13 protein-coding genes are annotated in these 13,480 nt (G+C 66.6%); 5 read left to right on the top strand and 8 right to left on the bottom strand.

The genetic code is table 11. From position 1 onward, the window contains the following. Nucleotides 1-17: 17 nt before the first annotated feature. Nucleotides 18-515 carry an acyl-CoA thioesterase gene (locus LG3211_RS06760; RefSeq protein ID WP_057942157.1) on the bottom strand — a complete coding sequence of 166 codons (498 nt, stop codon included), beginning with the start codon at nt 513-515 and terminating at the stop codon, nt 18-20. Continuing rightward, the gene (locus LG3211_RS06755) at nt 512-1,141 is read right to left on the bottom strand and encodes an NADPH-dependent FMN reductase (protein ID WP_057942156.1); all 630 of its coding nucleotides are present in this window, start codon (nt 1,139-1,141) and stop codon (nt 512-514) included. The genes LG3211_RS06760 and LG3211_RS06755 overlap by 4 nt, the downstream gene beginning before the upstream one ends. Before the next feature lie 164 nt (nt 1,142-1,305). On the opposite strand from LG3211_RS06755, the gene LG3211_RS06750 reads away from it, so the two are divergent. Then, entirely contained in the window at nt 1,306-1,743 is a 438-nt protein-coding gene (locus LG3211_RS06750) for a hypothetical protein (protein ID WP_057942155.1), read from the top strand. Nucleotides 1,744-2,237: 494 nt separating this feature from the next. Here the strand turns inward: LG3211_RS06750 and LG3211_RS06745 are convergent, their stop codons facing one another. Both LG3211_RS06745 and LG3211_RS06740 read right to left on the bottom strand, forming a co-directional pair. Next, on the bottom strand, nt 2,238-3,662 hold the full coding sequence (locus tag LG3211_RS06745) for a M16 family metallopeptidase (RefSeq protein ID WP_057942154.1): 1,425 nt from the start codon (nt 3,660-3,662) through the stop codon (nt 2,238-2,240). Nucleotides 3,663-3,673: 11 nt separating this feature from the next. Further along, nucleotides 3,674-5,107, bottom strand: coding sequence for a M16 family metallopeptidase (locus LG3211_RS06740; RefSeq protein WP_057942153.1), 1,434 nt, complete (start codon nt 5,105-5,107; stop codon nt 3,674-3,676). Nucleotides 5,108-5,335: 228 nt separating this feature from the next. On the opposite strand from LG3211_RS06740, the gene LG3211_RS06735 reads away from it, so the two are divergent. Then, nucleotides 5,336-5,824, top strand: a complete 489-nt coding sequence (locus LG3211_RS06735) for an NUDIX hydrolase (protein ID WP_057942152.1) — start codon at nt 5,336-5,338, stop codon at nt 5,822-5,824. 25 nt (nt 5,825-5,849) lie between these two features. On the opposite strand, the gene LG3211_RS06730 is transcribed toward LG3211_RS06735, so the two are convergent. From LG3211_RS06730 to LG3211_RS06720, 3 genes are all read right to left on the bottom strand, one after another. Continuing rightward, complete coding sequence (locus LG3211_RS06730; RefSeq protein WP_148648780.1) at nt 5,850-6,392, bottom strand: hypothetical protein; 543 nt, start codon at nt 6,390-6,392, stop codon at nt 5,850-5,852. 171 nt (nt 6,393-6,563) lie between these two features. Further along, a complete protein-coding gene (locus tag LG3211_RS06725; RefSeq protein WP_057942150.1) occupies nt 6,564-7,886 on the bottom strand; it encodes a dicarboxylate/amino acid:cation symporter in 1,323 nt (440 codons plus the stop codon). 201 nt (nt 7,887-8,087) lie between these two features. Beyond that, nucleotides 8,088-8,531: an ArsR/SmtB family transcription factor gene (locus tag LG3211_RS06720; RefSeq protein WP_083512357.1), complete on the bottom strand. Its 444-nt coding sequence runs from the start codon at nt 8,529-8,531 to the stop codon at nt 8,088-8,090. A gap of 192 nt (nt 8,532-8,723) precedes the next feature. Between LG3211_RS06720 and LG3211_RS06715 the strand changes: the two genes are divergently transcribed. Further along, the gene (locus LG3211_RS06715; protein WP_057942149.1) at nt 8,724-9,896 is read left to right on the top strand and encodes an MFS transporter; all 1,173 of its coding nucleotides are present in this window, start codon (nt 8,724-8,726) and stop codon (nt 9,894-9,896) included. 226 nt (nt 9,897-10,122) lie between these two features. Continuing rightward, nucleotides 10,123-11,832, top strand: a complete 1,710-nt coding sequence (locus LG3211_RS06710; RefSeq protein ID WP_057942148.1) for an alkaline phosphatase — start codon at nt 10,123-10,125, stop codon at nt 11,830-11,832. A gap of 229 nt (nt 11,833-12,061) precedes the next feature. Here LG3211_RS06710 and LG3211_RS06705 read toward each other — a convergent pair whose 3' ends face one another. Beyond that, on the bottom strand, nt 12,062-12,484 hold the full coding sequence (locus LG3211_RS06705; RefSeq protein ID WP_057942147.1) for a CopD family protein: 423 nt from the start codon (nt 12,482-12,484) through the stop codon (nt 12,062-12,064). Nucleotides 12,485-12,593: 109 nt separating this feature from the next. Here LG3211_RS06705 and LG3211_RS06700 point away from each other — a divergent pair, with 109 nt between their 5' ends. Then, entirely contained in the window at nt 12,594-13,202 is a 609-nt protein-coding gene (locus LG3211_RS06700; protein WP_057942146.1) for a class I SAM-dependent DNA methyltransferase, read from the top strand. The last annotated feature ends 278 nt before the right edge of the window (nt 13,203-13,480 follow it).

The following is a 13,480-nucleotide window of genomic DNA, read 5'->3' as shown; positions in this document are numbered from 1 at the left end:
GAACAGCAAGTACCGAATCAACCTTCCTTGACGTACCGCTCCACCGTAGCCTCGATGCCCTTGCTCAGTTCCATGACCTTGAGCGCGTACTCGGCCAGGCGCTTGTCGTCCTCGGTCTCCGGCGTCCACGACGGCACCGCCGTCGGCTTGCCCTCGACCTGATCCATCGCCACGAACACGATCACGCAGTGCGTGCACAACCGCTCTTCCGGCTCGCCGTCGTCCAGGCCCGGGTCGCGCGCTTTCACGTCGACGGCGAAATGCATGCTGCTGTTGCCGGTCAGGATCAGCTTGGTGTGCACGGTCACCAAGTCGCTGATGCGGATCGGGGCGACGAAGCGGATGCCGCCGACGGCGACGGTGACGCTGTACTTGCCGCTCCAACCCACCGCGGCGGCATAGCCGGCCTGGTCGATCCACTTCATCACCATGCCGCCGTGGACCTTGCCGCCGTAGTTGACGTCGGTGGGCTGGGCGAGGAAGCGCAGGTTCAATTCGCGTTGCTGGCCTTTCATGCGCGGGCTCCGGCGATGGATGGGTTGTAGACGTGCAGATGCCGCACCACCGCGGCGCCGACGCGATGCACCGCTTCGCGCGCGCGCTCGTCGCCGAGTTGGCCGTAATCGAGCAGCTTCTCCCCGGCCTGGCCAACCGCGACCTGTTGCGGCACCACGATCAGGCCCAGCTTGGCCAGCGCGTCGCGCAGGACCAGCAGCGAGCGCATTCCGCCCAGCGGCCCGGGCGAGGCGGAAACGATGCCGGCGACCTTGTCCGTAAACAGCGAGGTGCCCGAACGCCCGTCGCCGAGCGGCCGCGAAATCCAGTCGAGCGTGTTCTTGACCAAGGCCGGCATCGAGCCGTTGTACTCGGGCGTGGAGATCAGCAGGCCATCGTGCTCGGCCATCAGCGCCTGCAGGCGCCGGGCGTTGTCGGGCAGGCCTTCGGCTTCGATGTCGCCGTCGTAGATCGGCAGCGAGTAATCGCGCAGTTCGATATGGGTGACCTGAGCGCCGGCGGCGCGCGCGCCTTCGACCAGCACCGGGATCAGGCGGCGGTTGTAAGACCCCGAGCGCAGACTGCCGGCGAAGGCGAGCAGACGCGGGGCAGCGGGCGGATCGGCGAGCGGGCTGGCGGCAGACATACGGTCCTCCGTGGCAAGGCGGGCATTATGCGCGAGCAACGGCGAAGGCGAACGCTTGAAACACGGACGCCGCGGCGCGATGCTCGGCGCGGCCCGACGGGCGCGGACGCGGCGACAAGCCCGGCGACCGGCGCGGGCATCATCCAGGCGAACCAGGGGCGACGATGAAACAGGTGTACTACGGCGTGGGCGTATTCGTGGCCGCGTTCGCGATCGGCGCCGGGCTGGCGCATTTCGGCGCGCCGGGCGATCCGCTGGCGATGCTGATCGGCGGGGCGATGCTCGCCGTCGGCGTGATCGTGGGCTACAAGGCGCTCGAAGCGGTCGCGCTGCTGTTCGCGCCGATCGTCCTGGCGCGCATGGCCATGCGCTGGGCCGCGACCGGCAATCCTCTGCCGCGCGAGCAAAGCCGCGAACGCGGCGTGTGGGCGGCGCGGCTGATCTTCATTCCGGTGTACGGGCTGTATGCCTTGGTCACCGGAGGCATCGTCGGCGCGTTTCCGGGCGGGCACGGGATTTTTCTTAGCGGGTTGTTGTTTGGGTTCGTCGGTTTGCTGTTCGCGGGGATCGCGGTGCGGATTGTTATCAAGTATTTCGATTGAGGGGGTTGAGGACTCGACTCGACTCGACTCGACTCGACTCGGATTCGGATTCGGACTCGGACTCGGACTCGGACTCGGACTGTCGAAATACTCACACCAAAGCCGTCATTCCCGCGAACGCGGGAATCCAGGGCCTTTCGTGCGAGAAAGCAAGAAGTCTCGGCATGGTCTGCTTTGAAGCGATTGAACACGGAATCGCATTCGACAGACTTCTCTCTCTTTCGCACGAAAGGCCCTGGATTCCCGCGTTCGCGGGAATGACGAGCAAAAAAAAGCGGATTCCGTCCAAATTGCCGCTTCCGCGCAGCCTGGATTCCCGCGTTCGCGGGAATGACGAGCAAAAAAAACGGATTCCGCCCAAGTTGCGCTTCCGCGCAGACAACGACCAAAACCAAAAAGCCCCGACCGCGAACGGCCGGGGCTTTTGTCTGTCGCGAAGATCGCAAGCACGCCGACAACCCGTCAGCCGCACCCGCCACCCATCAGCCGCGAACTCACTTCTCCTGCTTGAACTCGCCGTACTCCTTGAGCTGCGACTGCACCGCCTTGTAGTCGCCGACCACGATGATCGACTGATCCTTGACGGCGTAATACTTCTTAGCCATCGCCTGCACCTGCTCGGCGCTCACGGCGCGGACCTTCGGCACGTACTCGCCGAGGAACTCCGGCGGCAGGCCGTACAGCCAGTTGCTGGCCAACGACGACGCCACCGAGGCCTGCAGCTGGTTGTTGATCAGGTAACCGCCGGCGACGTAACGCTTGGTGTCTTCCAGCTCCTGCGCCGGCACCGGATAGTCGCTGAGGCGGCCGAGCTCGTAGATGAACTCGCCGATCGCCGCGCCGGTGACTTCGTTGCGCACGTCCGCCGAGGCCTGCACCGCGCCGCCGGCGCGGAACGCGCTGAGTCCGCCGCGCGCGCCGTAGGTGTAGCCCTTCTCCTCGCGCAGCTTCTGCATCAGACGGCTGCTGAAACCGCCGCCGAGCACGATGCCGGCCAGTTGCGCCGGAATGTAGTCGGCATCGGTGGCGGCGATGGCCGGACGGCCCAGGCGCAGCGCCGATTGCACGCTGCCGTCGCGCTGCACGAACACACGCTGCGCCGGCGCCGAACTGCGCGCGGGTGCGACGTCGGCGATCGGCTCGCCGCTGGCTTTCCAGTCGCCGAATGCGGCTTCGGCGGACTTGAAGCCTTCCTCGGCGCTGATCCGCCCGGTCACCACCAGCAGCGCGCGGTCGGGACGGAAGCGACGCGCATGCTCGGCACGCATCGTCTCGGCGGTGACGGCGTTGATCGCCGCCTCGGTGGGCTGTGTGCGCGCGTAGGGATGATCGCCGTAGGTCGTCGCCAGCAGCGCGCGCGTGGCCTTGAACGAAGGCTGCGACTGCTGCGCCTTCAGGCCCTGCAGGGCATTGGCCTTGGCCAGCTTGACCTCATCGTCGGGAAAGCTCGCGCCTTCGGCGACTTCCGACAGCAGTTGCATCATCGATGCGGCCTGCGACGGCAGCGCATAACCGCTGAGGGTCAGGCCGTCGTTATACGGCATCGCGCCGATCACGCCGCCGTAGCTCTGCGCGGCTTCGGCGATGGCCTTGGCGTCGCGCTTGGCGGTGCCTTCGACCAGCAGGCCGGAGTACAGCGCGGAGAAGCCCGGCGCGTCGGTGGCGTCGCTGGCATAGCCGGCGTTGCGCACGGTCAGGGCGAAGTCCACGCGCGGCAGTCCCTGGCGCGGCACGACCCAGACCTGCAGGCCGTTGGCGAGGGTTTTCTGCGCGATCTGCGGCACCGGCAGCGCCTTGTCGGCGGCCAGCGGCGGCAGGCGCTCGGGCAGCTTGGCGGTGGGGCCGGCCGCGGCGGCGCCGGCGATAAGAGTCAGGGCCAGCGACAACGACAACGCGAGCGAATTGGTGTGGATTCTCATGGCGCGGGTCCTCAGTTCTTGCCCGACGGCGCGGCCGTCTGGGAGGGCGCGGCGTCGGCCTTGGCCGCGGGCGCGGCGGCGGCCATCGCGGCCGGCCGGCGATCGATCACGGTGCGGTTGGCGCGGGTCAGATAGGTCTTGGCCACGCGCTGCAGATCGGCCGAAGTCACGCCTTCGATCAGGCCCGGGATCTTGTTGACCACGTTGGCGTCGCCCCACAGGGTCTGCATAAGCGCGATGGTGTTGGCGCGCTCGATGAAACTCTCCAGGCCGTTGTACCAGTCGGCCAGCATCTTGGTCTTGACCCGTTTGAGCGTGGCCGCATCGACGCCGTCGCGGGCGATCTTGGCCACTTCCTCATCGATCGCGCCCAGCACCGCGTCGGCGTTGGTATCGGGCTTGTACAGCGCGAACAAGGTGTAGAGCGTGGGGCCGTTGTAGGTCCACGGATCGACCAGGCCGTACAGCGGCTCGACGTTCAAGGCGATCTGGCGCTGCTTGACCAGGCCCTGATACAGACGCGAAGCGTCGTCGCCGGCCAGCACGTTGCCCAGCACCGCCATCGGCGCGTGATCGCGGCTGCCGCGCGCCGGCATCTTCCAGGCGGCGGCGATCGCCGGCACCTGCGCCAGCGCATCGGTCTGGTTGATGCGCTTCTCGGCGGTGTTGAGGCCTTCGTTGTAATCCGGCGCGGCCGGCGTCGGGCGGCCCGGGACCGCGCCGAAGTACTTGTCGGCCAGCGCGAACGCCTCGGCCGGGCTGATGTCGCCGGCGATGCCAAGCACGGCGTTGTTGGGGCCGTAGTAATCGCGGTGGAACGACTGCACGTCGGCCAGGCTGGCGTTTTCCAGATCCTGGAAGCTGCCGTAGCCGTCGTGATTGTTCTCCCACTTCTGGAAGGCGTGCTGGCCGATATCGATCCACATGAAGCCGCCGTAGGGCTGGTTCTTCACGTTGACGCGGATTTCTTCCTTGACCACGTCCTGCTGGTTCTTCAGCGTGGTCGGATTGAAGTCCAGGGTCTTCATCCGATCCGCTTCCAGCCACAGCAGGCGGTCCAGCGCCGATACCGGCGCGACTTCGATGTAGTTGGTGAAGTCCGGACGGGTCGAGCCGTTGTTGCGTCCGCCGCCGCCGCTGATGACCTTGTCGAACACACCCTTCGGCGCAACCGGCGTGCCCTGGAACATCAGGTGCTCGAACAGGTGCGCGAAGCCGGTGCGGTTCTTGGGCTCCAGCCGCATGCCGACGTGATAGACCACGCTGATGCCGACGGTCGGCGAGGTGTGATCCTGCGATACGACCACGGTCAGTCCGTTGTCGAGTTTCTTGACCGCCACCGGCACTTGCCAGCGATCGCTCTCGGCCGCGGACGCTGTAGCGAACGCGGCGGTCGTGATCGTGGTCAGGCCGGCCAGCAGCACGCTCAGGTGACGCTTGCGCATGGAGTGCTCCCTGTCCTTGTCGAGATATTCGGATCGTGATGGATCCGTGGCGATTATGGCCGCATGCCGGCGCCGCCGCCGCGGGCCCGGGCACCTTAACCCGCGCCGATGACACCGGAGCAGGTCGAAAGTCACGTGGGGAGACCGGCGCCGCTGGCCGTTGCCGGACGAATCGCCGACACTGTGCGCCTGCAGTCCCGCTGCGCCCTTTCCGACGCCGATCCCCCGATGCCGTACACGCCTATCGTGGCCACCCTGGGCTACGTGATTTCGCCCGATGGCCGCCAAGTGCTGATGGTCCATCGCAACGCCCGCCCCGACGATCACCAGTTGGGCAAGTACAACGGCCTGGGCGGCAAGCTCGAGGCCGACGAAGACGTGGTCGCGGGCATGCGCCGCGAGATCTTCGAGGAAGCCGGCATCGACTGCACCGCCATGCAGTTGCGCGGCACCATCAGCTGGCCGGGCTTCGGCAAGCATGGCGAGGACTGGCTGGGCTTCGTGTTCACCATCACCGCCTTCCAGGGCGCGCCGTTCGCGAGCAATCCCGAAGGCACGCTGGAGTGGGTGGACATCGAGCGCCTGCACGAGCTGCCGATGTGGGAAGGCGACCGCGAATTCCTGCCGCTGGTGTTCGACGCCGACCCGCGGCCGTTCCATGGAGTGATGCCGTATCGCGACGGGCGGATGGTGTCCTGGAAGTTTTCGCGGATTTGAGCGGCGCTGTTTTTGTGGGAAGCCCTCAACCGCCGACCCGCACCGCCCCCTTGCCGTCCTTCTGCTCGAACACGAAACTGAAAGCCAGGCTCACCGCCACCGGCTCTTCCTTCCCGGTCACGCAGCCTTGCTCATCGGGTTTCGCGCCCGGATAGACGCAGCGGAACGCAGGATCGAAGCGCCATTGCGCCGCCGCGGCGCGCGCGGCCTCGACGAAGCGCGGGTCCGACCCGATCGCGCAGCCGGCCTGCGCATCGTCGATAGGCTGACTGTCCATGACCCGCCCGTCGGCGCCGATCGCCACGCGCAGGCACACGGTCTGAGGCGCCAACCGCTGCGCCAACAACTCGGCCGGATACACCGGCACCGCGTTAGCCGCTTCGGCCAGCGGCATCTGAAAGGTTTCGTTGTCGGCCAATTGCATGCGGTCGTCGGACGGCATGAGCTTGTCGATCGAACGCACGCCGACGGCACCGCTGCGCGGGTCCGAGGCCGGCTCGACGGATCGCGGCGCGCTCGCGCATCCGGCGAGCGCCACCAACAACAGCGCGGGCATCCATGACCTCATCGTTTCTTCCTCCGAATGGAAAGACGATATCGCAACACTCAGCGCGAATCGAACCGCTCTCGGGCCAGGCTCGATCCCGTCCCAGGAACGATTCCGTATCCTGCCATCATCGCTCCAATGCGGCGCGTCATGGCCCAGGCTTCGACGGCAGTCGCGTCGAACGATGCCGCCTCAGGCGTTTTCCTGCTCGATCCCGACGTTGGTCGGCGCGGCCTCGTACACCGCGCGGTCGAGCAGGCCGGTTTCCTTCGCCACCAGCACCGGCACCAGCATCTGTCCGGTCACGTTGGTCATGGTGCGCATCATGTCGAGGATGCGGTCGATGGCGTACAGATAGCCGATGGTTTCCAGCGGCAGGCCGGCGGCGCTGAGCACCACGGTGGCCATGATCACCGCCGTGCCGGGAACGCCGGCGGTGCCGAAGCTGCCCAGCACCGAGGCGATCAGCACGATCAGGTACTGGTCCGCGGTCAACGGCGTGCCGGTGTACTGCGCGATGAACACCGCGCACAGCGCCGGATAGATCGCGCCGCAGCCGTCCATCTTGATGCTCGCGCCCAGGGGCGAAGCGAACGCGGCGTAATCCTTGTTGACGCCGAGGTTGTGCGTGATCGAACGCATCGCCACCGGCATCGCGGCGAAGCTGGAGGAACTCACGAACGCCACCTGCATGCCCGGCGCGGCGCCGCGGAAGAACTTCAGCGGGTTCAGGCCGTGCGCGAGCAGCAGGCCGCTGTAGACCACGACGATATGAATGCCGCAGGCCAGATACAGCGCCAGGACGAAATTGCCCAGCGGCAGCAGCTTTTCGAAACCGTACGCGCCCACCAGCGCGGCGATCAGGCCGAAGGTGCCGATCGGAGTGAATTCCAGGACGAAGCGGGTGACCTGGATCATCAGCTCGCTGGCTTCGCCGACCAGCTTGCGCACGCCGGCGACTTTCTCGCCGAGCTTGACCATGGCGAAGCCGAGCAGCGCGGCGAAGAAAATCACCGGCAGGATCGAGCCCTTGCCGGCGGCGAGCACGGTTTCGCCGGCCGCGTTCTTGGTCGTGCCGATGCCGGTCAAGGCGTAGAACGGATTGCTCGGCACCACGTCGAGCAGCACCTTGGTCACGCTGGGCACGTCGCGCGGCTTGTAGGACGAATCCATCGCCAGGCCGATGACGCCGGTGCCCGGTTGCAGGATCGTGCCGACCGCAAGGCCCACGCCGACCGCCAGCACCGCGGTCAGCGCGAACCACAGGAAGGTGCGGCCGCCGAGCGCGGCAATCGACTTCTGTCCATGCAGCGAGGCCACCGCGTTGATCACCGCGAAGAACACCAGCGGCACCGCGATCATCTTGATCAGGGTGACGTACAGATCGCCCAGCGGCCCGAACCAGGTCTCGGCCGAATGGCCGAAGGCCCAGCCGGCCAGCGCGCCGAGCACGAAGCCGCCGACCACGCGCTGCCAGAACGGAATGCGGAACCAGGCCGAGAACAGAGCACTCATCGCGGGACTATCCAGTCAATTCAGCGTGGGACGCGCCTGCGCGCGCGGTTGCGAATGCGCGCGCCGCGCGGGCGGCGGCGCGAGAGGACGACACGATAAACAGCTTCGCCATCGCGCCGGCTGATGGAAGTGCATAAGCCGGCAACGAAACTTCATTAGTGTGAACCGCTTCGGCAAAACGCCGTATCGCGGCAGGCGCTTTCATGCGCGGGTCTTGCCGGCGCGCGCGGACGCCGGCTCGCCGCGGCGGGCGCGCGCTGCGGGCTTGGCCGCCGCTTTAACCGCGCTTTTTGCCGGCGCCGCCGGCGTCTTGCCCGGATATTTCGCCGCCGGCACGCTGCCGGCGCAGTGCAGGATCGCGCTCAGCAGGCCCGGGAAACGGCGCTCCAGATCGTCGCAGCGCAGGGTATTGAGATTTTGCGTTCCGGATTTGACGGTATGAACCAGGCCGGCCGAACGCAGCACATCGAAATGCCGCGACAGCGTCGCGCGCGGCAATTCCTCGTCGATGCAGGCGCCGATGCACGACACCGGCTGATCCTTGCTGAGCCCGCGCACCAGGCCCAACCGCACCGGATCGGCAAGCGCGTACAGCACGGTGGTCAGTTCGATGTCGTCGGTGGCGGGATGATGCAGAGGTCTCATGGCGACAGCTTGCAACAAGCCGGGGCCTGCTGCTATATTTTCCATAGTTCCGAATATTGGAACTATACCGCATCCGGAACCGGAACTCATCCGGGGCACTGCCCCGCTTTCCCGCCTGCGAACCCAATCGCCCCCGACCGCTGCGCAGGCGCTGTCGCGAATCCCGATTCCCCAATCCCCAATCCCGGCCTCATGAACAAAGCACTCTTCGCACTTCTGCTGGGCGCCTTCGCCCTCGGCTCGGCCGAATTCGGCACGGTCGGGCTGATTCCGTCGCTGACGCACCAGTTGCATCGCGACAGCGACGAACTGGGCTGGCTGGTGGCGATCTACGCCATCGGCGTCACCATCGGCGCGCCGGTGCTGACGCGGCTGCTGCAGCGCTACGACACCCGCCTCACCCTGGCGGTGTCGATGGCCGCGGCCGGCGCGCTGACGGTGCTGGCGTCGATGAGCGAACACTTCGGCCTGCTGCTGGCCGCGCGCCTGCTGCTGGGCGCCAACCACGGCCTGTTCTTCTCGCTGGCGATGCCGCTGGCCGGCCGGCTCAGCCCGCGCTCGACCATCGAAGGCATGGCGCAGGTGATCTCCGGTTTGACCATCGCCATCGTGCTGAGCATTCCGATCATGGGTTTCGTCAGCGATCACTACCGCTGGCAGCTCACCTTTTGGCTGCTCGGCGGCGCGTACCTGATCGCGGCGGCGGCGATGTGGCGCTGGATTCCCGCGCAGGCCGGCGCGCGCACGCCTGAATCGCAGCAGGTGCGCTTCGCCGAAGTGATCTCGAACCCGCGCGTGCTGTCGGCGCTGATGAAGATCGTGCTGCTGTTCGGCGGCTATTTCATCGCCTACACCTACCTGCCCAAGCTGATCATCGATTCACTGGGCTACAGCCAGGACACGGCGAATTTCCTGCTGCTGTTGTTCGGCGTCGGCGTGGTGCTGGGCAATCATTTCGGCGGCATCGCCGCGGCCAGGTACGGCGTGTCGCGCACCATCGGTTTCAACTACGCGCTGATCGCGGCGCTGCTGGTGGCGATCTATTTCCTGATCGGCCTGCCCTCGTTCGCTTACGCCGGCATCTTGCTGCTGGGGCTGTTCGCGATGAGTTCGACGCCGTCGCTGGGGCATTACGGCATCGAGGTGTCGCGCCGCCTGATTCCCGGCTCGGCCGAGATCGCTTCCAGCCTGACCGTGTCGGGCTACAACATCGGCATCGCCCTGGGTTCGCTGATCGGCGGCGTGGTGCTGCGCCAGGTCGGGCTCAATCAGGTGCTGGTAGTGGCCGCGGCGGTGATCGGGCTGGGACTGGTGGTGAATTTTCTGGAGCATCGGGCGGATCGGCGTTTGGACATGGCTATTTAGGCGGAAGGCCGGAGGCAGAAACGAGTTCAGAGGAGTGAGGAGTGAGTAAGGGCCGTGCTTTCTCTCACTCCTCACTCCTCTGAACTCGTTTCTGCTTCTGCACTCCTCCCCCAGACCGCCACGACCAGCAAACATCCGGCGCCGTACAACCGGCGCCGGCGCCCAACCGCGGTCACACGCCCAGGGCATAATCGCCGGCTTGTCATTCCCAACGCCCGGCCCGCCCATGTCCAAGCTGCGTTCCGCTTCCGTTCTCCTCGTTCCCGCGCTGCTCACCGCCTGCGCCGCGGCCGCGCCGACCACGCGCGCCGATGCGCCCGCCAGCGCTGTCGTCGTCGATGTCCCGCAGATCAAGCACCCGCAGGACGAAACCCCGGCATGGTGGTACCGCGACGGCGCCGCCCAGGCCGCGCAGCGCGGCGCCAGCACGGGCAAGGCCAAGAACGTGATCCTGTTCGTCGGCGACGGCATGAGCCTGACCACGGTCGCCGCCGCGCGCATTCTCGACGGCCAGCTCAAGGGCGCGCCCGGGGAAGAAAACCGTCTGAGCTGGGAGCGCTTCCCGGCGACCGCGCTGAGCAAGACCTACAACACCGATTCGCAGACGCCCGACTCGGCCGGCACCATGAGCGCGATGGCCACCGGCGTGAAGACCCGCGCCGGCGTGCTCAGCATCGGCCAGAAAGGCCAGCGCGGCGATTGCGCGGCCGCGCTGCAGGCGCCGATGCTGACCTTGTGGGAACTCGCCGCCAGCAGCGGCCTGGCCACCGGCGTGGTCACCACCACCCGCGTCACCCACGCCACCCCGGGCGCGACCTTCAGCCATTCGGCCGATCGCAATTGGGAAAACGACATGGACCTGCCCGACAAGGCCAAGGCCCAGGGCTGCATCGACATCGCCCGGCAAATGATCGAATCGCCCTATGGCACCGGCCCGGACGTGTTGATGGGCGGCGGCCGCGGCAACTTCATGACCGTGGAGCAGCGCGATCCGGAATACGACGACAAGGTCGGCCAGCGTCTGGACGGCCGCGACCTGATCGCGACCTGGAAGCAGCGCCATCCCGGCGGCGAGTACGTGTGGAACGCGAAGCAGTTCGCCGCCGCGCCGAAGGACAAGCCGCTGTTCGCGCTGTTCGAGCCCGACCACATGCAGTTCGACCACGACCGCCCGCAGGACGGCGCGGGCGAGCCGTCGCTGGCGCAGATGACGGTGGCGGCGATCGAGCGGCTGAAGACGATCAAGGGCGATAACGGCTTCGTGCTGCTGGTCGAAGGCGGCCGCATCGATCACGCCCATCACATGGGCAACGCCTACCGCGCGCTGACCGACACCATCGCGCTGAGTCAGGCGGTGGACGCGGCGACCAAGGCGACCTCGGCCGACGACACGTTGATTCTGGTCACCGCCGATCACTCGCACACGCTGAGCTTCGTCGGCTACCCGACCCGCGGCAACCCGATGCTGGGCAAGGTGCGCGGCACCAGCGGCGAAGACGGCGACGCCAACGACTACGCCCGCGACGCGCTGGGCAAGCCGTACACCACGCTCAATTACAGCAACGGCCCGGGCTACACCGGCGCCAGCTCGCAGCAGCCCGAAGGCCCGCACAAGTTCCCGCACACCGCCAGCGGCATGCAGGAAATCGAGAAGGGCCGTCCGGACTTGACCAACGTAGACACCCAGGCGCCGGACTACATGCAGGAAGCGCTGGTGCCGACCAGCAACGAAACCCACGGCGGCGACGACGTCGGCATCTGGGCGCGCGGCCCCGGCAGCGCCGCGGTGCGCGGCAGCGTCGAGCAGAACACCATCTATCACTTCATGTTGCAGTCGATGCCCACGCTGCGCGCGGCGCTGTGCGCCAAGGGCGATTGCGATGCGAACAAGGTGCCGGTGATGTTGCCTAAGGGTGAGGACTTCAAGAAGAACTGAGGGGTCGAGGCTAGCGCTAAGGCCTAAGAGCAAATCCCCCCTGCCCCCTTTTTCAAAGGGGGGAACGGCACGGGCTTCGGTAGGAAAAAAAAACGGCGGCCCTGGGGTCGCCGTTTTTTTGTCGCGCATAACGATCGCGCAAATCGCAGCGCCGCCCCACCACCGACGAACCAGTCTCCCCCTTTGAAAAAGGGGGATTAAGGGGGATTTGCTCTCCGCCCAAGAGCCGTCAGAACGGCTTAGCCAACACCAGCCAGACAATCGCGATCAACGCCACCAGCGGCAGCTCATTGAACAGGCGCAACGTGCGCGACGAAGGCAGCGCCTGTCCCTTGTCCACGCCCTTGAGCCAGCGCCCGGTGAAGATGTAGTACACCAGCAGCGCCGCGACCAGAGCCAGCTTGGCGTGCAGCCAACCGCCGCTCATATGGAACACCAGCCACAAGGTCAGCCCCAGGATCGCCGCGATTCCGAACATCATGTGGCCGAAGCGATACAGCTTGCGCCCCATCAACACCAGCCGCGCGCGCACCGCCGGTTCGTCGCCGGCTTCGGCGATGTTGACCAGGATCCGCGGCAGGTAGAACACCGCGGCCATCCAGGCGATCACGAATACGATATGGAAGGTCTTGGTCCAGACATAGGCATTCATCGCGGGCTTCCTGAAAACGGGCTGGCAGTGACGGCGAACGAGGGCGGCTTATGCAGGCGATCCGCCGGGCGCGTTAGGATGCCACGCCCCCACGCCACGCACGGCCACCATGAGCAAACAATACGACCGCGACTACTTCCAACGCTGGTACCGCGACCCGGCCCTGAAGGATCAGGCCATCGGCGGCGCCGCGCGGCTGACGCGCAAGGTCGCGCTCACCGTCGCCACGGCCGAGTACCACCTGGAGCGGCCGATCCGCAGCGTGCTCGATATCGGCTGCGGCGAAGGCCCGTGGCGCGCGCCGCTGCTCAAGCTGCGTCCGCGCCTGCAGTATCTGGGATTCGACAGCAGCCAGTACGCCACTGCGCGCTTCGGTCGCAGCCGCAATCTGCATCTGGCCCGGTTCGGCGACTTCGAGTTCCTGCGGCCGTGCGCGCCGGTGGATCTGCTGATCTGCAGCGACGTGCTGCATTACCTGGACACGCGCGAACTCGATCGCGGCCTGCCCGGCCTGGCCGAGCTGTGCGGCGGGGTGGCGTTCCTGGAAACCTTCACCCGCGAAGACGGCATCGAGGGCGACACCGACGGCTTCAAACGCCGGCCGGCGAAGTTCTACCGCGAGCGCTTCGCCGCGCAGGGATTCGCCGCCCTGGGTTCGCATCTGTGGCTGGCCCCGATGCTGCGCGGCGGCACGGCGGCGCTGGAAACGGCGGATTGATCCAAGCCACAACGAAATCATTCCCCATCCTCTGATCCCCCTCTACTGAGCTGTTCCCCCTTTGAAAAGGGGGGCCAGGGGGATTTGCCTTTGCTCTTCCCACAAACAAAAGCAAATCCCCCGCGCTACAGCACCTGCACCGACTTCGTACTACCACCGGGCGCTCGCCCCCTTTTTCAAAGTGGGCAACGGTTGACGCGCCCGGTCGAATTCGAAGCATTCGAATCCGGCGCATCCCCGCCCAGCCCAGCGAACGATCTCGCCAGCCACCGCGACAC

The organism is Lysobacter gummosus, assembly GCF_001442805.1.
GTDB classification, from domain to species: Bacteria; Pseudomonadota; Gammaproteobacteria; order Xanthomonadales; family Xanthomonadaceae; genus Lysobacter; species Lysobacter gummosus.
The sequence above is the reverse complement of the archived record's forward strand: the minus strand, read 5'-3'. Positions and strand labels throughout refer to the sequence as shown.

Coding starts and splice junctions, on each gene's coding strand:
- LG3211_RS06730 (WP_148648780.1), bottom strand. CDS start 6,392: ATGAGGTCATGGATGCCCGCGCTGTTGTTGGTGGCGCTCGCCGGATGC.
- LG3211_RS06740 (WP_057942153.1), bottom strand. CDS start 5,107: ATGCGCAAGCGTCACCTGAGCGTGCTGCTGGCCGGCCTGACCACGATC.
- LG3211_RS06710 (WP_057942148.1), top strand. CDS start 10,123: ATGTCCAAGCTGCGTTCCGCTTCCGTTCTCCTCGTTCCCGCGCTGCTC.
- LG3211_RS06755 (WP_057942156.1), bottom strand. CDS start 1,141: ATGTCTGCCGCCAGCCCGCTCGCCGATCCGCCCGCTGCCCCGCGTCTG.
- LG3211_RS06750 (WP_057942155.1), top strand. CDS start 1,306: ATGAAACAGGTGTACTACGGCGTGGGCGTATTCGTGGCCGCGTTCGCG.
- LG3211_RS06735 (WP_057942152.1), top strand. CDS start 5,336: ATGCCGTACACGCCTATCGTGGCCACCCTGGGCTACGTGATTTCGCCC.
- LG3211_RS06705 (WP_057942147.1), bottom strand. CDS start 12,484: ATGAATGCCTATGTCTGGACCAAGACCTTCCATATCGTATTCGTGATC.
- LG3211_RS06715 (WP_057942149.1), top strand. CDS start 8,724: ATGAACAAAGCACTCTTCGCACTTCTGCTGGGCGCCTTCGCCCTCGGC.
- LG3211_RS06760 (WP_057942157.1), bottom strand. CDS start 515: ATGAAAGGCCAGCAACGCGAATTGAACCTGCGCTTCCTCGCCCAGCCC.
- LG3211_RS06720 (WP_083512357.1), bottom strand. CDS start 8,531: ATGAGACCTCTGCATCATCCCGCCACCGACGACATCGAACTGACCACC.
- LG3211_RS06725 (WP_057942150.1), bottom strand. CDS start 7,886: ATGAGTGCTCTGTTCTCGGCCTGGTTCCGCATTCCGTTCTGGCAGCGC.
- LG3211_RS06700 (WP_057942146.1), top strand. CDS start 12,594: ATGAGCAAACAATACGACCGCGACTACTTCCAACGCTGGTACCGCGAC.
- LG3211_RS06745 (WP_057942154.1), bottom strand. CDS start 3,662: ATGAGAATCCACACCAATTCGCTCGCGTTGTCGTTGTCGCTGGCCCTG.